The following is a 22,308-nucleotide window of genomic DNA, read 5'->3' as shown; positions in this document are numbered from 1 at the left end:
AGGAGGGTCAGCGCACGACGCGGCAGACCAGGGCGTCGGAGGTGCCGCGCAGCGCGGACATCACCACGTCCGTGGTGAGGAACTTGCAGGCCAGGTACGGGTCACCGGAGCCCGCGTACGTCATCGGGCCGGGGCCGCCGGTGTAGCAGCGCAGGCCGCCGGACTCGTAGAAGCCGATCCACGAGGACGAGCTGACCTTGGCGTGACAGTAGTCGCCGATCGAGAGCGGCCCGAAGGTCACGTCCACGACGGCCGCCTGGGCGGGCGCGGCGAGGGCGAGCAGGCCGGCGACGGCGAGGGAGAGCAGGGCGAGGCCGCGACGAAGCATGGATACTCCTTGGGGGGTGGTGGGCACTCACCCCGGAGTATCCGTTAGGAAACTTTCCTTAGCAATGGGTGCGACCGGTTCGGCCGATCACGGCCCGACCTGCCCGGGGCCGGAGAGCGAAAGCCTGGTCTCCGGCCCCGAGGCCGGGGTCAGTCCATGATGACGATCTGGCGGAGCACCTCGCCGCCGCGCAGGGCCGCGACGGCGTCGTTCAGGTCGCCGAGCCGGATGCGGGCGCTGATCAGCGACTCCAGGTCGAGCTGTCCCGCCTTGTGGAGCTTGGCGAAGTAGGGGAAGTCGTGCCGCACGTCGGCCTCGCCGTACAGGCTGGACAGCAGCTTCTTGCCCTCGAACAGCAGGCTGAAGGCGGAGATGGAGACCATGTCGTCCACCGCGCCGGCGCCCACCACGATGACGTCGCCGCCCGCCCGGGTGAGCTGCCAGGCGCTCTGGATGGTCGCCGCCTTGCCGACGACCTCGAAGCCGTAGTCGAAGCCGCTGCCGCCGGTCAGCTCGTTCAGGGCCTCGGGGACCTGCTCGGGCGTGATCGCGTGCGTCGCGCCGACCTTCTTGGCCAGGGCGTGCTTGGACTCCAGGGGGTCGACGGCGAGGATCGTCCTGGCGCCGGAGACGCGGGCGCCCTGGATGACCGACAGGCCGACGCCGCCGCAGCCGATCACCACGACCGTGGAGCCGGGACGCACCTTGGCGGTGTTGATCGCGGCGCCCACGCCGGTCGTGATGCCGCAGCCGATCAGCGCCGCCGCCTCCCACGACACGTCGTCGTCGATCTTGATCGCGCCCTGCCAGGGCACGATGACCTCCTCGGCCCAGGTGCCGCAGCCCGCCATGCCGAACGCCGTCGCGTTGTCGCCGCCGAAGCGGAAGTTGCCCTTGCTGAAGGACTCGATGACGTACTTCATGCACATGTACGGCTGCCCGCCCACGCACAGGTCGCAGGACTGGCAGGCCGGGCGCCAGCTGATCACGACGTGGTCGCCCGGCGCGACCGACGTGACGTGCTCGCCCACCTCGACCACCTCGCCCGCGCCCTCGTGGCCCGGGATCAGCGGCACCGGCTGCGGAAGCACGCCGGACATGGCCGACAGGTCCGAGTGGCACACGCCCGTGGCTCTGATCCGTACGCGGACATCGGTCGGCCCGACGGGGGCCAGGGTGATGTCGTCGCGGATGTCCAGCTTGTCGTTGCCTACGGCGTGCAGGATCGCGGCGCGCATGGGGTTTCTCCTCCGGCTACGGCTAGTCCTCTAGCGACAGGGCGGCTTTCGGGCAGGACCTGACCGCGCTGCGGACGCGGTCCTGCATCTCGGGGGGTGGTTCGGGGAGCAGGATGTGCAGCTGGTCGTCGTCGTCCACCTCGAAGACCTCGGGCGCGAGCCCCATGCACACGGCGTTGGCCTCGCAGACCAGTTCATCGACCTTGACCTTCATGTGAGCCTCCTGTGATCCCATGAGACCACTTTGGTGCGCTCGACGACGTAGGCGATGCGTTTTCTGCCGGTCTGCTCGACGTAGGGGGTGAGCAGGTCGTCCGGCACGCCCGGCGTCATCCTGCGCGCGATCGTCATGCCGATGGCGAGCACCCGGTCCCGGTCGTCCACCTGCTCGGCCACGCCGTACACCAGGACGCCGCGGAGCTGGTCGTAGTCGTCGCCCGCCTCGACCAGGCAGCTCACCCGCGGGTCGCGGGACAGGTTGCGGGCCTTCTGCGCCTTGCCGTACGTCCAGAAGGCGATGCGGCCCTCGTCCAGCCCGTAGAACATGGTCACCAGGTGGGGTGTCCCGTCGGGGTTGATGGTCGCGAGCTGGACCTTGCGCGAACCCTCCAGGAACGCCGTGACCTCGTCGTCGGACATCGCGATGCGAGCGCGCTGATTCACGTGCCAAGTAGAACAGGTTGCAAAGAAGCACGGCAAGAGGTCGCTGGAATGTTGTTCGGTTCGGCTAGGGTGCATGCCTATGACGATGCCGCCGGAGCTGCTGCAGGCAGCGGAGCACGCCAAGGGTTTCATGCCGCCGAAGGAGGGTCTGGCCCTGTTCGAGGCGGCCTGCCGGTACGGCGGCCTGGGGCCGCTCTGCGAGATCGGCACCTACTGCGGCAAGTCGGCGATCTACCTCGGCGCGGCGGCCCGGCACACCGGCTCGGTGGTCGTCACCGTCGACCACCACCGGGGCTCGGAGGAGATCCAGCCCGGCTGGGCCCACCACGACCCGGCCCTGATGGACCCGCGCTTCGGGCGGATGGACTCCCTGCCCTTCTTCCGCGCCGCCGTCGCCGCCGCCGGGCTGGAGGAGGAGGTGATCGCCGTCGTCGGGCGGTCCGACCGGGTGGCCGCGTTGTGGAACACGCCGCTCGGCCTGCTCTTCATCGACGGCGGCCACTCCGAGGAGCCGGTGACCCGCGACTACGAGGGCTGGGCGCCGCACGTCATGGAGGGCGGCGCGCTGGTCTTCCACGACATCTATCCCGACCCGGCCGACGGCGGGCAGGCGCCGTACCGGGTCTACCTGCGCGCCCTTGAGTCGGGCGCCTTCCGCGAGGTGTCGGCCGAGGGCTCGCTGCGCGTGCTCGAACGCGTCGGCCGGGGCGTCTAGCGCCGGTGGCGGCGGTTCCACGACCGGCGGGTGTGGGCCTGCCAGCGCTGGAAGTCCTCGTGGGTGTGGGCGTCGTGGCCGAGGGCCAGCAGCGCCTGGTCGGTCCAGGCGGCCGCCTCGTCGGGCGCGGCGTCGGCCAGGATCGGCACGGCCAGCCGCGCGTGGTCCGGCAGCGCCCCCGACCGCAGCCGCGCCGCGACCGCGAAGGCGCAGCCCTGGGCCAGGTGGGCGCGGAAGCCGTCGGCGCCGGCGTGCTCGGTCAGCCACCACAGCTCGTCGCTGTCGGCGCCGCCCGTGTACGTGGCCGCGAACCCCACGCCGCTCCACAGGTCGGCCCGCCGGCTCGCCGGGAAGGCCGCGATGCGCGCGCCGACGTCGTCCGGCGAGGCGCAGTCGTGGTACCACAGCAGCCGGCCGAGGCCCTGGTCGAAGACCGCGCAGTGGGCGCGGGTGAGCAGGTCCGGCATGCTCCTGCGGCCCACCATGCGGTCCGCGCGCGACAGGCTCCACTGGAAGCCGAACCCGTCCACGGCCAGCCAGCGCATCAGCGGGTGCGCCCGCCGCGCGCCCCAGACCGGACGCAGCCGCAGCAGCGCGTAGCCGCGTCCGGCGCCGACGTACGCGGCGTGGCGGTGATGCTGGGCGGGGCCGGCCAGTAGCTCGTGAAGGCGCCGGCCCCGGGTCAAGGTGAGCAGGTCGAGCACGGTGCAGGCGGCCGCCGCGCCCTCGTGGCCGAACGGCCGCTGCTCGGGTGAGAGGTCTTCGATCTTCTCGACTTCCCGCGACATGACCGCGTTGAAGCCGAACACGTACGACTGCTCGGAATCCGTGAAGACCGTCCGGGGAGCGCCGGGGCGCAGCCGGAACCTGCGCCGGCCCAGATCGGACTCCGAAGGATCCTTGGCCAGAAACCTCCGCAGCCCCCTCGCCGGGGACAGTGTCGGCTCGATCCTGACCTGGTCCAAGAACGCTGTTGTGCCCGTGTCGCCCACGCTTCCCCCGAAGACGCCTCCTACGGCCAGACACGAAGCTAGTAACCCCATTGCGCCGTTCACCGGCGGCGCACCGGATGTCCCCGGCAAAGAACCCGCAAAAGCCCTTGCGCCGACGCCGTGCGGGATCAGCCGGGAGGCGCCGACCGGAACGACTGACGCTCCACGCACCCGCACGCCTCCGGATCCGACACCGACGTGCCCGCGATGTCGCGGAACAGCCCGGAACCGGGGGACAGGCGCTGCAACGCGTCCGCGGCGAGGATGGCTGCGGCCGCGGTGTAGCCGGAGCGCTCGTGCGGGAAGTGCTTGCGGTTGACGAACTGCCAGCCGGTCCAGTACGAGCCGTCCTCGTGGCGCAGGTGCTGCACGTCGGCGAAGAGCGCGGCGGCCCGCGTACGGTCGCCCATGGCGTCCAGGGCCAGCACCAGCTCGCACGTCTCGGCCCCGGTCACCCACGGCTGGTCGGACACGCACCGGATGCCGAGCCCCGGCACCACGAACGTGGACCACTCGCGCTCCAGCAGCTCGACCGCCTGCCGCCCGCGCACCGCGCCGCCCAGCACCGGGTAGTACCAGTCCATCGAGAACCGGCTCTTGTCGGCGAACGCCTCCGGGTGCGCCGACAACACGTGGGCCAGCCGGTCGGCGGCCAGCTCCCAGTGCGGCTGCGGGTCGCCCAGGTGGTCGGCGAGCAGCACGCCGCAGCGCAGGCCCTGGTGGATCGAGGAGCACCCGGTCAGCAGCGCGTACGCCGCCGCCCGGCCGTGGGCGTCCCGCTCCCAGACGATCTCGCCCCGCTCGGTCTGCAGGCCCACCACGTAGTCGAGCGCGGCCTTGACCATGGGCCAGTGGCGCTCGGCGTGCTCGCGGTCGCCGGTGACGAGAAGGTGGTGCCAGACGCCGGCGGCGACGTAGGCGGCGTGGTTGGACTCGCCGCCCGCCTCGGTGGCCACGCCGTCCAGCAGCTTCATCGGCCAGGAGCCGTCGGGGCGCTGGTGGCGGGCCAGCCACTCCCAGCCGCGCCGCACCGGCTCGGTCAGCCCGGCCACGGCCATGCCCATCAGGCACTCGACGTGGTTCCACGCGTCCACGTGCCCCTCGGGCCAGGGCACGCCGCCGTCGTCCGTTTGAATGGCCGCGATGCTGAGGGCCGTGCGGACGACCTCCTCGCGGGAGATCATGGCTTCTTGACGTAGAGGACCACGCTCTTGCCGATGAGCGGGTTGAGCAGCGCCTCGGCGATCCTGGTGGCGGCCGGGCGCTTCATGATGTCCCACACCAGCAGCTCGTGGTACGCCTTGGCGACCGGGTGGTCGTCGTTGTTGACGCCCACCGCGCACTTGATCCACCAGTAGGGCGCGTGCAGGCCGTGGGCGTGGTGGTGCGGGCCGATCTCGAAGCCGACTGACTTGAGCTTGGCCGACAGCTCGGCCAGCGTGTAGATCCGCACGTGGCCGCCGGGGGCGGTGTGGTAGTCCTCGTCCAGGGCCCAGCAGATGCGCTCGGGCAGGAAGCTCGGCACGGTGATCGCCGCGGTGCCGCCCGGCTTGAGCACGCGGAAGATCTCCCGCATGGCGGCCATGTCGTCGGGGATGTGCTCCAGCACCTCGGCCGCGATGACCCGGTCGAAGCCGCCGTCCTCGAACGGCATGTCCAGCGCCGTGCCCTGGACGGTCTCGCCGGTCGCGCCCAGCGGCACCTCGCCCGCCTTGTCCATCGCCACGAACATGGCCGCCACGTTGTCCAGCTCGGCCTGGTCCATGTCGAAGGCGACGACGTCGGCGCCCTGGCGCAGCACCTCGAAGGCGTGCCTGCCGCCGCCGCAGCCCAGGTCGAGCACGCGCACGCCGGGGCCCACGGGGAGCCGGTCGAAGTCCACGGTCAGCACTTTGTCGCTTCTCCTTGATCAGCTCTTGGGGCTTTGCGTTCGGGGGTCAGCGGCGGGCCTTGTGCGCCGCCATCGCCTCGCGGTACGCCTCGACCGTCCGCTTGGCGACGACGTGCCAGGTGTAGCGCTCCATGACCCGGTCGTAGCCGGCCTTGCCCACCCGCTCGCGCTCCTCGGGGGAGTCGTGCAGGCGGCGCAGCACGGCCGCCAGCTCCTCGGCGTCGCCCGGCGGGACCTGGACGGCCGCGTCGCCCACGACCTCGGGCAGCGCGCCCGTACGGCTGGCCACCAGGGGCGTGCCGCAGGCCATGTGCTCGACGGCGGGCAGCGAGAAGCCCTCGTACAGCGAGGGGACCACGGAGATCTCGGAGGTGGCGATCAGCTCGCCCAGCTCGTCGTCGGAGATGCCGTGCACGAAGCGCACGCGGTCCTGCAGCGACAGCTCCTGGACGAGCCGCTCGGTCGGGCCGCCGGGGGTCGGCTTGCTGACCACGGTCAGGTTCACGTCGCGTTCGGTGGCGAGCTTGGCGACCGCGCGCAGCAGCGTGGCCACGCCCTTCATCGGCGAGTCCGCGCTGGCCACCGCGACGATCGAGCCCTTGCGGCGGGGCTTGTCCGGGCGCGGGTGGAAGTAGCGGGTGTCCACGCCGAGCGGGATCAGCCGCATGTTGGCCTGCGGGACGTTGAAGTCCCGGTGGATGTCGGCCAGCGACGACTCGCTGACGGTGAGGATCGGGCTGAGCCTGGGGGCGACGCGGGACTGCATCTTCACGAACCCGTACCAGCGGCGCATGGTGAGCTTCTTGTAGCCCGTGGCCGCCTCCAGCTCGATCCGCCGGTCGACGCTGATCGGGTGGTGGATCGTCCCGACCACGGGGAACAGCTTCTGGATTCCGAGCAGGCCGTAGCCGAGGGTCTGGTTGTCCTGGACGACGTCGAAGTCGCCGACGCGCTTCTTCAGCTCGCGGTAGGCGCGCAGGGTGAAGGTGAGCGGCTCGGGGAAGCCGGCCGTCCACATGGTGCCGACCTCCAGGAGGTCGATCCAGTCGCGGTACTCGGCCAGCTTGGGGGTCCTGAACGGGTCCTCGTCCCGGTAGAGGTCGAGGCTGGGCACCTCGCGCAGGACGACGCCCTCGTCCAGCTCGGGGTAGGGCGGTCCGGAGAACACCTCGACGTGGTGGCCGAGCGCGACCAGCTCACGGCTCAGGTGCCGGAGGTAGACGCCCTGCCCGCCGCAGGTGGGCTTGCTGCGATAGGACAGCAGCGCGATCCGCAGCGCCTCGCTCACGGACACCCCTTTCTCCGCCGGTAGGCCCATGTTTTCTGCGGTAAGGCCCCAAGAGGCGGGCGTGTACCGTGAAAGATGACCTTAGTCCGAGAAGGCTACCATTCGGTAGGTCACCTGGAATTGTTCACAACAGTCTCCACAGGCCGTGCGAACTGCGACATTAAGGTAACCGAGCGTGGTTCGGTGGAACAGGTTCTAGTTGGCTTTGGTGCTGCGTCCAGGCGCTTAGCTGTACATTCCCGTCCCAAAGGGACGCGGTGCGGGCCACCGTACCTACGTGATAGTTGGAGGACCCCTTGGCCAGGCGCGCTCTGATCACCGGCATCACCGGCCAGGACGGTTCCTACTTGGCCGAGCACCTGCTCGACCAGGGGTACGAGGTGTGGGGGCTGGCCCGCGGGCAGGCGAACCCGCGCGTCTCGCGCATGCGCAAGCTGCTGGCCGACGTCCAGGTGGTGCGGGGCGACCTGCTGGACCAGGGGTCGCTGATCTCCGCGGTGGAACGCGTTCAGCCTGACGAGGTGTACAACCTGGGGGCGATCTCGTTCGTGCCCATGTCGTGGGAGCAGGCCGAGCTGACCGCCGAGGTGACCGGTATGGGCGTCCTGCGGATGCTTGAGGCCATCCGGGTGTGTTCGGGCGTGTCGCGGGGCGGGGGATCGTCGTCCCCGGGGCAGATCCGCTTCTACCAGGCCTCGTCCTCGGAGATGTTCGGGCAGGTCACCGAGACCCCGCAGAACGAGCGCACCGCCTTCCATCCGCGCTCGCCGTACGGGGTGGCCAAGGCGTACGGGCACTTCCTCACGCAGAACTACCGCGAGTCGTACGGGATGTACGCGGTGTCGGGCATCCTGTTCAACCACGAGTCGCCGCGGCGCGGCGCGGAGTTCGTGACCAGGAAGGTCACCCTCGGGGTGGCCCGGATCAAGCTCGGCCTGGCCACGGAGCTGCGGCTGGGCAACCTGGAGGCGCGCCGCGACTGGGGCTACGCGGGCGACTACGTCAAGGCGATGCACCTGATGCTCCAGGCCGCCAACCCCGAGGACTACGTGATCGGCACCGGGCGGATGAAGTCGGTGCGGGAGCTGGTGGAGGCCGCCTTCACGGCCGCGGGGCTGGACTGGGAGCGGCACGTGGTGGTCGACCAGGGGCTGCACCGCCCGGCGGAGGTGGACCTGCTGTGCGCCGACCCGAAGAAGGCGCGGGCGCAGCTGGGGTGGGAGCCGCGGGTGTCGTTCGACGAGCTGGTCGCGATGATGGTCGAGAGCGACCTGCGCCTGCTGTCCGCCGGCGGCGACCCCGACCAGGACAGCTCCTGGCCCTAGAGCCGGTTCCCTCCTTGGCCCGCCCCGTCCGGTGCGGGCCTTTTCGCTGCTCACGGCTGTTCTTGGTCTGTCTCATTGACAAAGAGGATTTTTACGTAAAAGATTGTTTTTGCGATGAGAGATGTCCTGTATCTGGAACAGATCGAGCAGGCCGAGGCGCTGCTCAAGCCGCAACGGGTCGAGGTGCTGAGGCAGCTGGCCGAGCCGCGTACGTGCTCGGAGGTCGCCGAACGCCTCGGACAGACGCCGCAGCGGGTCTACTACCACGTCAAACGGCTGGTCGAGGCCGGTCTCGTGGAGCTGGTGTCCGAGCGTAAGGTGCGCGGCGTCCACGAGGGCATCTACCAGGCCGGGGCCCGGTCGTACTGGTTGTCGCCGCGGCTGGTGGGCCGGATCGGGCTGCGTAAGGCGCGCGACGAGCTGAGCCTGGGCTACCTGCTCGACCTCATGGAGGAGGTCCAGGCCGACATCGCCGCGCTCGACCGGGACGCGCCCGAGCTGCCGTCCATCGGCCTGTCCGGAGAGATCCACGTACGTCCGGAGAGCCGCCAGCAGTTCCTGAACGACCTGCAGGGCATGCTGCAGGAGCTTTTCACTCGTTACGGCGGCGCAGAGGGTGACGCCTTCAAGCTCGCCGTCGCCTGTTACCCCAAGGGAGAAGAGCATGAGTGAGCCGATGATCGCGAAGGTCCGCGTCCAGGCGCCGGTCAAGGAGGTGTGGCACGCGCTCACCGATCCGGCCGCGGCCCGGGTCTGGCTGGCCGAGCACGTCGAGGTGGACCTGCCGGACCGGTTCGAGTTCTGGGGCCGTACGACGCCGGAGGGCGACGCGCCGCACCAGCGGGTCCTGTCGGCCGACGAGCGCGGCGTGCGGTTCGCCTGGCTGCTGGACGGCGTCGAGACGACCGCCGAACTCGCGGTCGAGGAGGACGGCGACTCGGCGACGATCGTCTCGGTGACGCAGTCGCACTTCGACTTCCAGGACGTCGTCACCGGCGCCAGCATCCGGGGCGTGCTGCAGACGTACTGGTTCCAGGTGCTGGCCAGCCTGGCCGAGCACGTCGAGGGCCGCCCGCTCACCCCGCGCGCCGACTTCACCGCGCGCGAGCTGCGCGCCGAGGTCACCATCGACGCGCCGCCCGCCCAGGTCTTCGAGTCGCTGGTCGACTCGGAGAAGGTGAGCGAGTGGTTCGGGATGCCGATCGAGATCGAGCCGTACGCCGGCGGCCGGTTCGCCATGGGCGGTTTCGCGAACGACCCGTCGCCGGCCAAGGTGCTGGAGCTGGAGCCGGAGCGCCGGTTCTCCGTCGACTGGGGCGGCGCCGGGGTGAGCTCCTGGGAGCTGGCCGGATCCGCCGGCCGGACGCGGCTGACGCTCGTGCAGAGCGGCTTCGACGCCGAGCGCCCGCCGTACGCGGCCTGGGGCGGGATGTTGTCCGGGGTGGCGGAGCTGCGGCGTTACCACGAGGTGCCGGACTGGCGTCCGATGTGGGTCGCCTGACCGCGCCGGGTCAGCCTGGTCGGCCGCGTCGGCCTGGTGTGTCCTGACCGCCGTCCGGCAGGTGGTCGAGGACGGTCTCGGCGATCGTGGCGAGCACCTCGATCTGCTCCCGCGAGAGCAGGTCGATGAAGTGCCTGCGCACCGACGCCACATGGGCGGGCGCCGCCTCCTGGATGGCCCGCAACCCTCCGTCGGTCAGCACGACCACGGCCCCGCGCCCGTCCCCCTCGAACCCCTCGCGGGTGACCAGCCCCCGCTGCTCCATCCGCGAGATGTGCCGGGAGAGGCGGCTCTTCGACCAGAGCATGCGGTCGGCCAGCGCGGTGAGCCGCCACCGGTGGCCGGGCGTGGAGCTCAGCGCCGACAGGACGTCGTAGTCGGGGGCCGACAGCCCCGAGTCGCTCGCGAGGTCGCGGCTGACCTGGGCGTCCAGCAGCAGGCGCATCCTGCGGTAGCCGATCCAGGCCCGGAACTCGGCGTCGTCCAGCCAGTTGGGCTCCATGACCCGCAAGTTTAGTTGACGTGTAACCGACCTCCGCTCTAGGTTTACATGTAAACCAAAGTGGAGGAGGCGGGTCGTGTTCGGACTGGGCATATCGACGTCGGCGGCGCCGGGGGCCGATCCCGTGGGCGACGCCCGCGCGGCCGAGGAGCTGGGCTTCGACTTCGTCTCGGCGTCGGACCACCCGTGCGGGGCCGAGCCCACGTACGAGCTGTGGACGATGCTGACCTGGGTGGCCGCCGCCACCTCGCGGATCAGGGTGGCGACGCGGGTGCTGGGGGTGCCGTACCGGCCGCCCGCGATGGTCGCCAAGATGGCCGAGACGCTGCACCGGCTCTCCGGCGGCCGGCTGATCCTCGGCCTCGGCGGCGGCTACTCCGACGAGGAGTTCCGCGCGTTCGGGCTCGGCGTGCCGACGCCCCGCGAGAAGGTGGACGGCATGGTCGAGGCCGTTCAGATCATCCGCGGCCTGTGGTCGGAGTCGGACTTCACCTACGAAGGCTCCCGCTATCACACCGATCGGGCCACCATCGAGCCCAAGCCCCTCAGCCCCATCCCGATCTGGCTGGGCACGTACGGGCCGCGCGCCCTCGACGCCACCGGCCGGCTGGCGGACGGCTGGATCCCGTCCCTGGGGTTCGCGCCGCCGGAGCGGGCGGCGGCCATGCGGGAGCGGATCCTGTCGGCCGGTCGTGCCGTCGAGTGCGTCTACAACGTCACCTTCCGCATCGGTTCCCCCGCAGAGGTCGACGGCGTGGTCGCCGGCATGGGCGACGGTGTGGTCGCCGGCTCGGCGGCGGAGGTGACCGACCGCCTGGCGGCGTTCGTGGACCTGGGGTTCACGTCGATGAACTTCACGCCACTCGGCCCAGGCCCGCGCGCCCAGGCCGAACGCCTGGCCGAGGACGTCCTGCCCGCCCTGCGCGCGGCGGCCTCCTGACCGGCGGGGGCCTGCCGGGAAGGCGATCCGGGCCTGCGGCGAAGCATGGGTGACCGTCCACCACTTCGTGAAGGCAGCCTGATGACGGAGACGACAACGTGATCGCCGAAGCGGGCGAACAGCTGACCGACGCCGAGCTGGCCGCCCGGTACCGGCGCGACCCCGAGCTGTTCACCCTCGTGCACGATCGCCATTTCCACGACATCTACGACGGGAGCCTGTCGTGGGGCGGACACTTCGTGTGGGTGACCGCCGCCTGGACCGACGAGCCGCCGCGATGAGCCCGGGGATCGCCGAGTTGTCCACAGAACGCGGTTCGGGTCTGCGGGGGCCGGGGTGAGGCCGTCAGCCTGGACCCTGTGAACGCCGCACTCTCGTTGCTCGGCCGGGCCGAGCGCATCACCCGGTCCTGCCAGCAGGCCGTCGTCTGCCGGCAGACGGCCGCACACGTCTGGGGCCTGAGCGTGCTCTCCGTCCCCGAGGCCGACTGGCCGGTGGAGGTGATCGCGCCCGCTCACCTGGCGATCCCCGGCTGCGTCACGTACGTGGGCGAACCGCCCGCCGACGACGTCACCGTCCACCGGGGCGTCCGGCTCACCACCATGGCGCGCACGGCCCTCGACTGCGCACGGTCGTTGCCGCGGCCGGAGGCGGTGGCGGCGCTCGACCAGTTCGCGCGGCGGGGCGTCGACATGGAGGCGCTGTGGCGTCGTCCGCTCAACTCCTGGCGGCTGCGCGACACGCTGAGCCTGGCCGACAAGGGCGCCGCCTCGCCCAGGGAGAGCTGGCTGCGGGTCGTCCTCGTCGACGGCGGCCTCCCCAGGCCCGCCACGCAGCTCGCCGTGCCCCTGGGCGGCGGCCGGCGCGCCTACCTCGACCTGGGGTGGGAGCCGTACCAGGTGGGGGTCGAGTACGACGGCCAGGAGCACCACACCTCGCCGGCGGACCGGCGGCGTGACGCGGCCCGCCGCGAGGAGCTGCGGCGGCTGGGCTGGCGGGTGATCGCCGTACGCCGCGACGTCATCCCCGGCCAGATCGCCGGCCTCCTCCGGCACGTCGCCGACGCGTTGATCGAGCGCGGCTGGCAACCCGGCCCGGAGGGCACGGTCCGCGTCCTCCGCCAGATCCGCGCGGCCCGCCGCAGAACCGCTCGCTCACCCCGGCACCGGCGGTTCTCGTGAGGGCGTCCCCGGCGGCTCGGAGGGCTTCGGCCAGGTCAGGCGATCGTGACCGGCAGCTCCTTGATGCCGTTGATGAAGTTCGAGCGCAGGCGGCGGGCCGGGCCGGCCTGGCGGATGCGCGGCCGGCGCCTGGCCAGCTGCTCGAACAGGACCCGCAGTTCCAGCTTGGCGAGGTGGTTGCCGAGGCAGAAGTGCGCGCCGCCGCCGCCGAACCCGATGTGCGTGTTGGGGGTGCGCCCGATGTCGAAGACCTCCGGGTCCGGGAAGACGGAGGCGTCCCGGTTGGCGGAGGAGTAGAAGACCACGACCTTGTCGCCGTCCTTGATGGGCTGCCCGCCGAGCACCTGGTCCGCCATCGACGTGCGCCGGAACAGGTTGACCGGCGACACCCACCGGACGATCTCGTCGGCCGCCGTCCTGGCCAGCGTGGGGTCGGCCACCAGGCGGTCCCACTGGTCGGGGTGGTCGAAGAGGGCGAGCATGCCGCCGGAGGCCGCGTTGCGGGTGGTCTCGTTGCCCGCGACGATCAGCAGCAGGACGAACAGGTCGAACTCGTCCTCGCCGAGGGTTTCGCCCTTGTCGTCGGGCTGGAGGAGCTTGGTGATGATGTCGTCCTTGGGGGCGGCTCTGCGCTGCGCCGCGAGCTCGTTGGCGTAGGCGTACACCTCCATGGCGGCGCCGGAGCCCTCCTCGGGGGTCGCCGCGTAGTCGGGGTCCTGGGCGCCGATCATGCGGTTCGACCAGGAGAACAGCTTGTCGCGGTCGGTCGCGGGAGCGCCGAGCAGCTCGCAGATCACGTACAGGGGGAGGGGGGCGGAGACCTCGGTGACGAAGTCCACCTCGCCGGAGCACTTGTCGAGCAGGTCGTCGCAGATGTCGCGGATGTGCTGTTCGAGGGCACCGATCGTCCGGGGGGTGAAGCCGCGGTTGACCAGGGAACGCCGCCTGGTGTGCTCGGGCGGGTCCTGGTTGAGCATCATCAGCCGCTGGAGGGCGATCTGGTCCTCGGGCATCTCGTCGAAGAGGGCGAGCTTCTTGGCCGAGGAGAACAGGTCGGAGTGGCGGGACACGTGCACGACGTCCTCGTAGCGGGTGACCGCCCAGAACCCGGGCTCGCCGTCGTGCCAGTGGACGGGGGAGTTGGCGCGGAGCCAGGCGAGCTGTTCGTGGGGTGGGCCGGAAGTCGCGTAACGGTCCCTGTCTACGAGGTCGATATGCACGCGCGGTCACCTCTTGATCAAGCGCTTGGTTTATTCGTACTGAAACGTGTTCTATTACGCCACTGTACGCCCGTCAAGTAACCCCACCCCGCCACCATCCCCACCCGCCAGCCACCCCCGCCATAACCCCGCAGCGCACACCCCTTCCCCGCCCGCCATAACCCGGCAGCGGACAACCCTCCCCGCCGACGCTTCTTCACCCACGCCCTGGGGCCGAGCACCCCAGCGGTGCCGCCCCCCGCGCTCACCACCGCCAACCCGACTCCCACCGATACCGGTCCCCGATACCGGTCCCCGATACCGGTCCCCGATACCGGTCCCCGATACCGGTCCCCGATACCGGTCCCCGAGCCCGGTCCCCGAGCCCGGTCCCCGATACCGGTCCCCGAGCCCGGTCCCCGAGCCCGGTCCCCGAGCCCGGTCCCCTGGGGCCGAGCCCGCCCCCAGGGCTCGGCCCCCAAGTCCGGCATCAGCGCGGCTCTTGGCGGCAACCGTGCCGACGCCCATCTCGGTCGGCGTCAAGGGCGTCACGCCGAACGCGCGGACAGCGGGAGTGCGCGAGTGGAGAAAGGGAGCGTGAGGTACCTCCGATGTTTTGGAAGGTGGTGCGGATCGGCAAAGGAGGGGAGTCTTCGGAGCTGTGAGGGCTGAGGGAGGTGGTGGGTTGGGGTTCGAGGTGTCGTTGCGGGTCACGGATCGGAAGTATCCGGCTGGACGCCCTTGACAGGCGCCGCCCCATCGCAGCAGCATCTGAGGCACAGACATCCGATGAATAAGTGAAGGGTGCGGTGTGAAGCTGCTGCGAGTGGGACCTGTCGGACAGGAGCGGCCGGTGGTGATGGACGCCTCCGGCACCCTGCGCGACATCGGGGAGCCCGAGATCGACGGGGCTTTTCTCGCCTCCGGGGGAGTGGCGCGCGTGCGTGAGGCGCTGGAGCGCGGCGACCTGCCCGTCCTCGATGCCGCCGGGCTGCGGGTGGGCGCGCCGATCGCCCGGCCGGGCAAGGTGGTCTGCATCGGGCTGAACTACCGCGACCACGCCGCCGAGTCCGGCGCGGAGCCGCCCGCCGAGCCCGTGGTGTTCATGAAGGCCGCCAACACCGTGATCGGCCCGTACGACGAGGTGCTGGTGCCGCGTGGCAGTGTGAAGACCGACTGGGAGGTGGAGCTGGCGGTCGTGATCGGCCGGCGGGCCCGCTACCTCGACAGCCGGGACGAGGCCCTCGACGTGATCGCCGGGTACGCGATCTCCAACGACGTCTCCGAGCGGGAGTTCCAGCTCGAACGCGGCGGCCAGTGGGACAAGGGCAAGTCGTGCGAGACGTTCAACCCGCTGGGTCCCTGGCTGGTGACGGCGGACGAGGTCGGCGACCCGCAGAGCCTGGGGCTGCGCCTCTGGGTGAACGGCGAGCCGCGCCAGGACGGCGGCACCAAAGACATGATCTTCGACGTGGCCGAGATCGTGCGGTACCTGAGCCGGTTCATGGTGCTCGAACCCGGCGACGTGATCAACACCGGCACCCCGGCCGGGGTCGCGATGGGCATGCCCGGCCAGCCGTACCTGCGGGCGGGCGACGTGATGGAGCTGGAGATCGACGGGCTCGGCCGCCAGCGGCAGACGGTGGGGCAGGCCTGATGGCGTACAGGATCGTCGCGCTGGAGACGTACGACGTGCGTTTCCCCACGTCGCGGGAGCTGGACGGCTCGGACGCGATGAACCCCGACCCCGACTACTCCGCCGCCTACGTGGTGCTGAAGACCGACGACGGGGTCGAGGGGCACGGGTTCGCGTTCACCATCGGCCGCGGCAACGACGTGCAGACCGGAGCGATCCGGGCGCTTGAGCCCTACGTGCTCGGCCGGGACGTCGAAGACCTCGGCGCGCTGTACAAGGAGCTGGTCAACGACTCGCAGCTGCGCTGGCTGGGCCCGGAGAAGGGCGTCATGCACATGGCGATCTCCGCCGTGGTCAACGCCCTGTGGGACCTGAAGGCCAGGCGGGTGGGCAAGCCGGTGTGGCGGCTGCTGTCGGAGATGTCGCCCGAGGAGATCGTCGGACTGATCGACTTCCGCTACCTGAGCGACGCGCTCACCCAGGACGAAGCCCTCCAGATCCTGAAAAATGCGGAAGAGGGGAAGGAAGAGCGGATCCAGCGGCTCATCGAGACCGGCTACCCCGCCTACACCACTTCTCCCGGCTGGCTCGGCTACGACGACGACAAGCTGCGACGCCTCTGCAAGGAGGCCCTCGACCAGGGCTTCGGCCAGATCAAGCTCAAGGTCGGCGCCGACCTCGACGACGACCTGCGCCGCTTCCGCGTGGCCCGCGAGGTCTGCGGCCCCGACTACCCGATCGCGATCGACGCCAACCAGCGCTGGGACGTCGCCTCGGCCATCGAGTGGGTGAGCGCGCTGAGCCCGTACCGGCCGCACTGGGTGGAGGAGCCGACCAGCCCCGACGACGTGCTCGGCCACGCCGCCATCGCCGAGGGCATCAGGCCGGTCCCGGTCGCCACCGGCGAGCACGTCCAGAACCGCATCGTCTTCAAGCAGCTCCTCCAGGCCGGCGCGATCTCCTACCTGCAGATCGACGCGGCCAGGGTCGGCGGGGTCAACGAGAACCTGGCGATCCTGCTGCTCGCGGCCAAGTTCGGCGTGCCGGTCTGCCCGCACGCGGGCGGCGTCGGGCTGTGCGAGCTGGTGCAGCACCTGTCGATGTTCGACTACGTGGCGATCACCGGCACGATGGACGGCCGCGTGATCGAGTACGTCGACCACCTCCACGAGCACTTCGTGCACCCGGTCGTCATCGACAACGGCCGCTACACCGCCCCCATGGCGCCCGGCTTCAGCGCCGAGATGCACGCGGCGTCGATCGCCGCCCACACCTTCCCCGACGGCCAGGTATGGAGGGCCACGTCATGACGCTCAAGGCCATCGTGACCGGCGGCGGTTCAGGCATCGGCCTGGCCACCGCCACCCTGCTCGCGGCGCGCGGCATGCAGGTCGCCTGCCTCGACCTCGCCCCGCCCGGCGACCCATTCGTGGGGATCAAGGCGGACGTGGCCGACGACGCGTCCGTGCGCGCGGCGGTGGCCGAGGCCGCGGAACGGCTCGGCGGCATCGACATCGTGGTCAACAACGCGGGCGTCGGCGCCCAGGGCACGGTCGAGGACAATCCGGACGAGGAGTGGCGGAAGGTCTTCGAGGTCAACGTGTTCGGCATCGTCCGGGTGAGCCGGGCGGCGCTGCCGTACCTGCGCAGGTCGGAGCACCCGGCCATCGTCAACACCTGCTCGATCGCGGCCACCGCGGGGCTGCCGCACCGGGCGCTCTACAGTGCGACCAAGGGCGCGGTGTTGTCGCTGACCCTCGCCATGGCCGCCGACCACGTCCGCGAGGGCATCCGCGTCAACTGCGTCAACCCGGGCACCGCCGACACCCCGTGGGTGGGGCGGCTGCTCGACTCGGCCGACGATCCCGAGGCCGAACGAGCGGCGCTGAACGCCAGGCAGCCGATGGGCCGCCTGGTCAGCGCCGAGGAGGTCGCCGCCGCGATCGCCTATCTGGCAGGTCCCGAGTCCGCCGCGACCACCGGCACCGCGCTCGCGGTCGACGGCGGCATGCAGGGGCTACGGCTCCGGCCAACCAATTAAGGAAGGTAACCCCCCCATGAAGATCGGTCCGGTGGTCGCGAGCGCGGCCCTGCTGGCGGTCGTCGCCGCCTGCGGTTCCAGCGGCACGAACGGCACCAGCGGCTCCACGGCGGAAGGAGGAGGCGGCGGCAAGGTGGGCATCGACCACCCGCGCGCCGACTCCGACTTCTGGAACTCCTACATGAAGTACGTCCCGCAGATGGCGACCGAGCTCAAGGCCGACCTGATGCCCGCCACGAACTCCCAGAACGACGTCTCCAAGCTGGTCAACAACGTGCAGGCGCTGGTCGGCCAGGGCGCCAAGGCGATCGTCATGGCCCCCCAGGACACCGGCGCCATCGCCAACACGCTCCAGCAGCTGGAGAACAAGAAGATCCCCGTGGTCACCGTGGACACCCGGCCCGACAAGGGCAAGGTCTACATGGTCGTACGCGCCGACAACCGCGCGTACGGCACCAAGGCGTGCGAGTTCCTCGGCGAGAAGCTCGGCGGCAAGGGCAAGGTCGTGCAGCTGGAGGGCGCGCTCAGCTCGATCAACGGCCGCGACCGGTCCGAGGCGTTCAACGAGTGCATGAAGAGCAAGTTCCCCGGCATCACGGTGTTCAGCGAGCCGACCGAGTGGGAGGGCAGCAAGGCGGCGTCCATGCTGCAGACCCGCCTGGAGCAGAACCCGGACATCAAGGGCATCTACATGCATGCCGGCGGCGTGCACCTGGCCCCGACGCTGCAGGTGCTCAAGCAGAAGAACCTGCTGGTCCCGCCGACCGACCCCAAGCACGTCTTCGTGGTCTCCAACGACGGCATCCCGCAGGAGTTCGAGGAGATCCGCAAGGGCAACATCGACGCCACGGTGTCGCAGCCGGCCGACCTCTACGCCCGGTACGCGATCTTCTACGCCAAGGCGGCGGTCGACGGCAAGACGTTCCAGCCGGGCCCGACCGACCACGGCAGCACCATCATCCAGCTGCCCAACGGCTTCGAGGACCAGCTCCCGGCGCCGCTGGTGACGAAGGACAACGTGGACGACCAGAACCTCTGGGGTAACCAGGTCAAGTGATGAAATATCACGTTGAAGCCCGAAATGTCGTCAAGCGTTTCGGCCCGACCACCGCGCTGAACGGCGCGGAGATCGCCATCGCCGAGGGCCAGACCCACGCCCTCGTCGGCCGGAACGGCGCGGGGAAGTCCACCCTCGTGTCGATCCTCACCGGGCTCCAGCGGCCGGACGAGGGCGAGGTGCTGTTCTCGGGAGAGGCGGCGCCCGCCCTGGCCGACCGCGACGCCTGGCGGCAGCGCGTCGCCTGCGTGTACCAGAAGTCCACGATCATCCCGGCGCTGACGGTCGCGGAGAACCTGTTCGTCAACCGCCAGACCGGCCGCGGCCAGATGATCAACTGGCGGGCGCTGCGGGCCAAGGCGCGTGAGCTGCTGGACACCTACGAGGTGGACGTCGACCCGCAGGCTCTGGCCGGCGAGCTGGGCGTCGAGCAGCGGCAGCTCGTGGAGATCGCGCGGGCGCTGTCGTTCGGCGCCCGGTTCATCATCCTCGACGAGCCCACCGCCAGGCTCGACGGCCCGGCCATCGAGCGGCTGTTCACCCGCATGCGCTCGCTGCGCGAGCAGGGCGTCACGATGATGTACATCTCCCACCACCTGGACGAGGTGTACGAGATCTGCCAGAGCGTCACGGTCTTCCGCGACGCCCGGCACATCGTGACCCGGCCGGTCGCCGGGTTCCCCCAGGACGAGCTGGTGGACGCGATGACCGGCGAGGCCACGGCCGCCTACGAGTCCCGGCAGCGCGTGCCGGGCGAGGCGGTCGTGCTGTCGGGCGTGGGCCTGTCGCTGACCGGCCGCTACCAGGACGTGGACATCTCGGTCAGGTCCGGCGAGGTCGTGGGCCTGGCGGGCTCGGCGAGCAGCGGCAAGGTCGGCCTGGCCGAGACCCTGGTCGGGCTGCGCAAGCCGGACACGGGCGTGGTCACGATCGACGGCACCCGGGTCAGGCCGGGCGACGTGCCCGCCGCCATGCGCGCCGGGCTCGGGTTCGTGCCCGAGGACCGGCACCACGAGGGTTTCGTGCCGATGTTGTCGGTGGGGGAGAACGCGACCCTGCCGATCGCCCACAAACTGGGCTCCTACGGCATCGTCTCGCCCGCGCGGCGCCGGGCCAGGGCCGTCCAGATGATCGAGAACCTGGACATCAAGACCGAGGGGCCCGACCAGCCCGTCGGCGACCTGTCCGGCGGGAACGCGCAGAAGGTCGTGTTCGCGCGGGCGCTGGTGGACGACCCGAGAGCGCTGGTCGTGATCAACCCGACCGCGGGCGTCGACGTCAAGGCCAAGCAGGCCCTGCTCGGCGCGGTCGAGGACGCGGTCGGCCGGGGCGCGGGGGCCGTCGTGGTCTCCGACGAGCTCGACGACCTGCGCATCTGCGACCGGGTGCTGGTGATGTTCCACGGCAGGGTCGTCAAGGACGTGCCGCGTGGCTGGACCGACCACGAGCTCGTGGCCGTGATGGAAGGCATACAAGAGTGACCACTTTGACTGCTCCGGCCCCCCGGCTGAGGCTGGCCAGGTTCCGCGACCTGACCCTGGTGCCGGTGATCCTGCTCCTGCTCGTCGTGGGCGCGTTCCTCGACCCGACCTTCCTGACGGCGGGCAACCTGACGAACGTCCTGCAGCAGCAGGCGGCGATCTCGCTGCTCGTGCTGGCCGAGGCGATGATCCTGATCGCCGGGAAGTTCGACCTGTCGCTGGAGTCGACGGTCGGCACCGCGCCCGGCATCGCCGTGATGCTGGTCGTCCCGGCCTCGGCGGGCGGGTTCGGCCTCGGGCTGCCCGGCTGGCTGGTGATCCCGCTGGCCCTGCTCGTGGGCGCGGCCATCGGCGCCTTCAACGGGTTCCTGATCATCAGGTTCCAGCTGTCGGCGTTCATCGTCACGCTGGCCATGCTGATCATCGTGGACGGCCTCCAGCAGGGGCTCACCCAGGGCAAGACGCTGTTCCAGCTCCCCGACTCGATGCTCTACCTCGGCAGCGCCACCTGGCTCGGCCTGCCCGCCGCCATCTGGATCGCCGCGCTGCTGTTCGCCGCCGGCGTCTTCGGCCTGACCTACCTCAGGCTCGGCCGCTCCCTGTACGCCATCGGCGGCAACGCCGACGCCGCCCGCGCCGCCGGCATCCGGGTGGACCGCGTGCTGTTCGGCGTGTTCGTCCTCGGCGGGATCCTGGCCGCCACGGCCGGCATCCTGGAGACCGGGCGTCTCGGCGCGATCGGCAACGAGATGGGCGACGGCTGGATCTTCATGGTCTTCGCCGCGGCCGTCATCGGCGGCGTCAGCATGGACGGCGGCAAGGGCACCGTCCTCGGCGCGCTGACCGGCGTGCTGGTGATCGGCCTGGTCCAGAACATCCTCACCCTCATCGGGGTCTCCGGTTTCTGGCAGCCGGTCATCTACGGTGGCATCATTCTCATCGCACTGATCATCAGCAGGATCGCCGGCGGAAAGGCGCAGGACTGATGGAACGCCTCGCCCTGCGCACCAGGCTCCGGCCCGGGTGCGAGGAGACCTACGACCGGGAGCACGCCGAGATCCCGGCCGCTCTGGAGTCCGCCATGCGCGCCAACGGCGTGATCTCGTGGCGCATCTTCCGCGACGGCCTCGACCTGTTCCACTTCGTGGAGGTCGAGGACTACGCCGCGCTGCAGGCCGCGCTCAAGGACGACCCCGCCGACCAGGCCTGGCAGCGCCAGATGAACCGCCTGCTCGACGGCGACTTCGACAAGTCGGCGGGCGGCCTGCGACAGGTATGGGAGCTGACGTGATCGACCTGCCCCGCGTCGGCCTCGGCGGCGCCCCGCTCGGCAACCTCTACCAGGCGGTCTCCGGCGAGCAGGCGCGGGCCACGGTCGACGCGGCCTGGGACAGCGGCGTGCGGCTCTTCGACACCGCGCCCCACTACGGGCTGGGGCTGTCCGAGCGCCGCCTGGGCGCCGCGCTCGCGGAGCGGTCGGGCTACGTCCTGTCCACGAAGGTGGGCCGGCTGGTGGTGCCCTCGCAGGTGCGCGACGACGACGAGATGTTCGACGTCCCGGTCGGGCTGGGCCGCGCATGGGACTTCTCGGCCGACGGCGTGCGCGACTCCCTGGAGGACTCCCTGGCCCGGCTCGGCCTGCCGGAGATCGACATCGCGCTCATCCACGACCCCGACGACCATCTGGAGCAGGCGCTGGCCGAGGCGTACCCGGCGCTGGCCGAGCTGCGGGAGCAGGGCGTGGTCAAGGCGATCGGCGTCGGGATGAACCAGTGGCAGGCGCCGCTGCGCTTCGTCCGGGAGACCGGCGTCGACGTCGTCATGCTCGCCGGGCGCTACACGCTGCTCGACCAGTCGGGGCTGCCGCTGCTGGACGAATGCGCCGAACGCGGCGTCCGGGTGCTGGCCGCCGGGGTCTTCAACAGCGGCCTCCTGGCCACGCCGGCCCCGTCGGGCACCTTCGACTACGCGCCCGCGCCGGCGCCGCTGCTGGACCGGGCCGTCCGGATCGCCGCCGTCTGCGAGCGCCACGGCGTCTCGCTGCCGCAGGCGGCCATGGCCTTCCCACTGCGCCATCCGGCGGTCGCCTCGATCGTGCTGGGCGCCCGCGCGCCCGAGGAGGTCCTGGCCAACGCCGCGCTGTGGTCCCGCCCGGTCCCCGAGGAGCTGTGGCTGGAACTGGCCGGCGAGGGCCTGCTGGGCTGACCGCGGCCGGGCCCGTCCTCGTTCAGTGCACCCGTACGTATGCGCCGAAGGCCCACGTCCCGCACCCGGGAGAAGAGGATCACCGGCCGCCGTCCAGCCCGCCGCAGGGGCCGCCGCTGTCGCCA

General features: G+C 70.9%; 25 protein-coding genes. 15 read left to right on the top strand and 10 right to left on the bottom strand.

The window, feature by feature from the left end; translation table 11 throughout:
- Window positions 1-7 precede the first annotated feature (7 nt).
- The 4 genes from ABT158_RS09520 to ABT158_RS09505 form a co-directional block, all read right to left on the bottom strand.
- The gene (locus ABT158_RS09520) at window positions 8-328 is read right to left on the bottom strand and encodes a hypothetical protein (RefSeq protein ID WP_352352302.1); all 321 of its coding nucleotides are present in this window, start codon (window positions 326-328) and stop codon (window positions 8-10) included.
- A gap of 149 nt (window positions 329-477) precedes the next feature.
- Window positions 478-1,566, bottom strand: coding sequence for a Zn-dependent alcohol dehydrogenase (locus ABT158_RS09515; protein WP_352352301.1), 1,089 nt, complete (start codon window positions 1,564-1,566; stop codon window positions 478-480).
- Window positions 1,567-1,588: 22 nt separating this feature from the next.
- Window positions 1,589-1,780, bottom strand: a complete 192-nt coding sequence (locus tag ABT158_RS09510) for a ferredoxin (RefSeq protein ID WP_352324009.1) — start codon at window positions 1,778-1,780, stop codon at window positions 1,589-1,591.
- Complete coding sequence (locus ABT158_RS09505) at window positions 1,777-2,229, bottom strand: pyridoxamine 5'-phosphate oxidase family protein (RefSeq protein ID WP_352352300.1); 453 nt, start codon at window positions 2,227-2,229, stop codon at window positions 1,777-1,779. The genes ABT158_RS09510 and ABT158_RS09505 overlap by 4 nt, the downstream gene beginning before the upstream one ends.
- An 85-nt stretch (window positions 2,230-2,314) precedes the next feature.
- Between ABT158_RS09505 and ABT158_RS09500 the strand changes: the two genes are divergently transcribed.
- Window positions 2,315-2,944 (top strand): class I SAM-dependent methyltransferase, encoded by a 630-nt coding sequence (locus tag ABT158_RS09500; RefSeq protein ID WP_352352352.1) that lies wholly within the window; start codon window positions 2,315-2,317, stop codon window positions 2,942-2,944.
- Here the strand turns inward: ABT158_RS09500 and ABT158_RS09495 are convergent.
- From ABT158_RS09495 to ABT158_RS09480, 4 genes are all read right to left on the bottom strand, one after another.
- Window positions 2,941-3,909 (bottom strand): DUF1702 family protein, encoded by a 969-nt coding sequence (locus ABT158_RS09495; RefSeq protein WP_352352299.1) that lies wholly within the window; start codon window positions 3,907-3,909, stop codon window positions 2,941-2,943. The two genes, ABT158_RS09500 and ABT158_RS09495, sit on opposite strands and share 4 nt — an antisense overlap.
- Window positions 3,910-4,064: 155 nt before the next feature.
- The gene (locus tag ABT158_RS09490) at window positions 4,065-5,120 is read right to left on the bottom strand and encodes a prenyltransferase (protein ID WP_352352298.1); all 1,056 of its coding nucleotides are present in this window, start codon (window positions 5,118-5,120) and stop codon (window positions 4,065-4,067) included.
- Window positions 5,117-5,827, bottom strand: coding sequence for a class I SAM-dependent methyltransferase (locus ABT158_RS09485; RefSeq protein WP_352352297.1), 711 nt, complete (start codon window positions 5,825-5,827; stop codon window positions 5,117-5,119). The genes ABT158_RS09490 and ABT158_RS09485 overlap by 4 nt, the downstream gene beginning before the upstream one ends.
- 46 nt (window positions 5,828-5,873) lie before the next feature.
- Window positions 5,874-7,145 carry a glycosyltransferase family 4 protein gene (locus ABT158_RS09480; RefSeq protein WP_352352296.1) on the bottom strand — a complete coding sequence of 424 codons (1,272 nt, stop codon included), beginning with the start codon at window positions 7,143-7,145 and terminating at the stop codon, window positions 5,874-5,876.
- Between the two features lie 266 nt (window positions 7,146-7,411).
- On the opposite strand from ABT158_RS09480, the gene ABT158_RS09475 reads away from it, so the two are divergent.
- The 3 genes from ABT158_RS09475 (at window position 7,412) to ABT158_RS09465 (ending at window position 9,941) form a co-directional block, all read left to right on the top strand.
- A complete protein-coding gene (locus ABT158_RS09475) occupies window positions 7,412-8,440 on the top strand; it encodes a GDP-mannose 4,6-dehydratase (RefSeq protein WP_352352295.1) in 1,029 nt (342 codons plus the stop codon).
- 114 nt (window positions 8,441-8,554) lie between these two features.
- On the top strand, window positions 8,555-9,112 hold the full coding sequence (locus tag ABT158_RS09470) for a helix-turn-helix domain-containing protein (RefSeq protein WP_352324016.1): 558 nt from the start codon (window positions 8,555-8,557) through the stop codon (window positions 9,110-9,112).
- Window positions 9,105-9,941, top strand: a complete 837-nt coding sequence (locus tag ABT158_RS09465) for an SRPBCC family protein (RefSeq protein WP_352352294.1) — start codon at window positions 9,105-9,107, stop codon at window positions 9,939-9,941. Before ABT158_RS09470 ends, ABT158_RS09465 begins: the two co-directional genes overlap by 8 nt.
- A gap of 10 nt (window positions 9,942-9,951) precedes the next feature.
- Here the strand turns inward: ABT158_RS09465 and ABT158_RS09460 are convergent, their stop codons facing one another.
- Window positions 9,952-10,443 carry a MarR family winged helix-turn-helix transcriptional regulator gene (locus ABT158_RS09460; protein WP_352352293.1) on the bottom strand — a complete coding sequence of 164 codons (492 nt, stop codon included), beginning with the start codon at window positions 10,441-10,443 and terminating at the stop codon, window positions 9,952-9,954.
- Between the two features lie 76 nt (window positions 10,444-10,519).
- Between ABT158_RS09460 and ABT158_RS09455 the strand changes: the two genes are divergently transcribed.
- From ABT158_RS09455 to ABT158_RS09445, 3 genes are all read left to right on the top strand, one after another.
- Entirely contained in the window at window positions 10,520-11,383 is an 864-nt protein-coding gene (locus ABT158_RS09455) for an LLM class flavin-dependent oxidoreductase (RefSeq protein WP_352352292.1), read from the top strand.
- A gap of 98 nt (window positions 11,384-11,481) precedes the next feature.
- Entirely contained in the window at window positions 11,482-11,664 is a 183-nt protein-coding gene (locus ABT158_RS09450; protein WP_352352291.1) for a hypothetical protein, read from the top strand.
- Window positions 11,665-11,742: 78 nt separating this feature from the next.
- Window positions 11,743-12,564, top strand: coding sequence for a type IV toxin-antitoxin system AbiEi family antitoxin (locus ABT158_RS09445; protein WP_352352290.1), 822 nt, complete (start codon window positions 11,743-11,745; stop codon window positions 12,562-12,564).
- Between the two features lie 35 nt (window positions 12,565-12,599).
- Here the strand turns inward: ABT158_RS09445 and ABT158_RS09440 are convergent, their stop codons facing one another.
- On the bottom strand, window positions 12,600-13,784 hold the full coding sequence (locus ABT158_RS09440; protein WP_352352289.1) for a cytochrome P450: 1,185 nt from the start codon (window positions 13,782-13,784) through the stop codon (window positions 12,600-12,602).
- A gap of 790 nt (window positions 13,785-14,574) precedes the next feature.
- On the opposite strand from ABT158_RS09440, the gene ABT158_RS09435 reads away from it, so the two are divergent.
- The 8 genes from ABT158_RS09435 to ABT158_RS09400 are packed head-to-tail and all read left to right on the top strand — an operon-like array spanning window position 14,575 to window position 22,183.
- Window positions 14,575-15,420 (top strand): fumarylacetoacetate hydrolase family protein, encoded by an 846-nt coding sequence (locus ABT158_RS09435; protein WP_352352288.1) that lies wholly within the window; start codon window positions 14,575-14,577, stop codon window positions 15,418-15,420.
- Complete coding sequence (locus tag ABT158_RS09430; protein ID WP_352352287.1) at window positions 15,420-16,709, top strand: L-fuconate dehydratase; 1,290 nt, start codon at window positions 15,420-15,422, stop codon at window positions 16,707-16,709. The genes ABT158_RS09435 and ABT158_RS09430 overlap by 1 nt, the downstream gene beginning before the upstream one ends.
- Window positions 16,706-17,440: an SDR family NAD(P)-dependent oxidoreductase gene (locus tag ABT158_RS09425; RefSeq protein ID WP_352352286.1), complete on the top strand. Its 735-nt coding sequence runs from the start codon at window positions 16,706-16,708 to the stop codon at window positions 17,438-17,440. Before ABT158_RS09430 ends, ABT158_RS09425 begins: the two co-directional genes overlap by 4 nt.
- Window positions 17,441-17,456: 16 nt before the next feature.
- Window positions 17,457-18,497 carry a sugar ABC transporter substrate-binding protein gene (locus ABT158_RS09420; protein WP_352352285.1) on the top strand — a complete coding sequence of 347 codons (1,041 nt, stop codon included), beginning with the start codon at window positions 17,457-17,459 and terminating at the stop codon, window positions 18,495-18,497.
- Entirely contained in the window at window positions 18,497-19,978 is a 1,482-nt protein-coding gene (locus ABT158_RS09415; RefSeq protein ID WP_352352284.1) for a sugar ABC transporter ATP-binding protein, read from the top strand. Before ABT158_RS09420 ends, ABT158_RS09415 begins: the two co-directional genes overlap by 1 nt.
- Window positions 19,975-20,964, top strand: a complete 990-nt coding sequence (locus ABT158_RS09410) for an ABC transporter permease (RefSeq protein WP_352352283.1) — start codon at window positions 19,975-19,977, stop codon at window positions 20,962-20,964. The genes ABT158_RS09415 and ABT158_RS09410 overlap by 4 nt, the downstream gene beginning before the upstream one ends.
- Window positions 20,964-21,269, top strand: coding sequence for an L-rhamnose mutarotase (locus ABT158_RS09405; protein WP_352352282.1), 306 nt, complete (start codon window positions 20,964-20,966; stop codon window positions 21,267-21,269). The genes ABT158_RS09410 and ABT158_RS09405 overlap by 1 nt, the downstream gene beginning before the upstream one ends.
- Window positions 21,266-22,183, top strand: coding sequence for an aldo/keto reductase (locus ABT158_RS09400; protein ID WP_352352281.1), 918 nt, complete (start codon window positions 21,266-21,268; stop codon window positions 22,181-22,183). Before ABT158_RS09405 ends, ABT158_RS09400 begins: the two co-directional genes overlap by 4 nt.
- Window positions 22,184-22,308 lie beyond the last annotated feature (125 nt).

This window comes from Nonomuraea sp. NPDC001636, from assembly GCF_040298265.1.
Lineage (GTDB): Bacteria > Actinomycetota > Actinomycetes > Streptosporangiales > Streptosporangiaceae > Nonomuraea.
The sequence above is the reverse complement of the archived record's forward strand: the minus strand, read 5'-3'. Positions and strand labels throughout refer to the sequence as shown.